The 1161-nt window shown below is 30.3% G+C and carries 2 pseudogenes; both read left to right on the top strand.

Going from position 1 to position 1161, the window contains the following annotated elements:
* A pseudogene (locus CAMP5063_RS08295) lies at positions 1 to 774 on the top strand (sodium-dependent transporter); the annotation flags it as partial.
* Positions 775 to 783: 9 nt separating this feature from the next.
* Positions 784 to 1161: pseudogene (locus CAMP5063_RS08290) on the top strand (sodium-dependent transporter); the annotation flags it as partial.

The following is a 1161-nucleotide window of genomic DNA, read 5'->3' as shown; positions in this document are numbered from 1 at the left end:
AAGGCAAGTGAGTTTTTATTTTCTCCGGACTTTTCTAAGCTTAGTGTAGGAGCATTTTTAAGTGCATTAGGGCTTGCTTGTTTTTCTTTATCTATTGGAGTGGGTTCGATTATAACTTATTCTGCAAGTTTATCTGATAAAACAAATTTTATCACAAGCACTATTAACATTATCATTATTAATATTATTATTGGTATTATGATGGGACTTATTGTATTTACTTTCATATTTGAATTTAATGGAGATCCAGCTCAGCAAGGTCCAGGTTTGATTTTTGTATCTTTGATGAGTTTGTTTTCAAATATTGACCCAATTGGCTTTTTACCTTTGGGAAATATTTTAGCTGTGGCTTTTTTTATAGCTTTGTTTTTTGCAGGGATTACTTCAGCAGTTTCCATGATAGAACCTTTAACCTTTTATTTAATCAATTCTTATAATTTTACAAGAAAAAAAGCTTTGATTTTTATAGCTTTCATTGTGTATTTTTTGGGAAGTTTGTGTATTTTATCAGGAATTGAGTGGAGTAAAGATTCTTTAGAATTTTTTGGAAAAAGTTTTTTTGATATATTAGATTTTATTGCTTCAAATTTAATGATGCCTTTAGGTGGATTATTTGGTGCAATCTTTGTAGGTTTTGTGCTTAAAAAAGAAGCTTTACAAACTTTATTTTATCCTTATATGAGGGGTAAATACTTTGAGTGTTGGTATTTTTTTGTAAGATATATCTCGCCTTTAGCTGTGATTTTAATCATGGCAAAACAATTATTTTTTTAAGGTTAAAAGATGAATGAAAAATTTTCTAAAATAGGCTTTGTATTAGCGGTAGCAGGTTCAGCTGTTGGACTTGGAAATGCTTGGAAATTTCCAACTTTAGTGGGTAACAATGGCGGTTCAGCTTTTGTGGTGGTATATTTACTTTTAACCTTGGGTGTGGCTTTTGTAATATTTTTGGCTGAACTTAGTATAGGAAAACTTAGTGAAAAAGATCCTGTAAATGCTTATCATACTTTAGCGCCAAAAAATAAAAGAGCATGGTCGCTCGCAGGATTTTTTATGCTTGGTGCTATTATTCTAGTGTCTTTTTATAGTGTTGTTATAGGTTGGATAGCAAAATATGCTTATTTTGGGTTTTTTGAATTACCTAAAGATACAAATGAAGCA

This window comes from Campylobacter sp. RM5063, from assembly GCF_024723655.1.
Taxonomy (GTDB): Bacteria; Campylobacterota; Campylobacteria; order Campylobacterales; family Campylobacteraceae; genus Campylobacter_D; species Campylobacter_D lari_D.
Note: the sequence above shows the minus strand (reverse complement) of the source record. Positions and strands in the feature narration are given on the sequence as shown.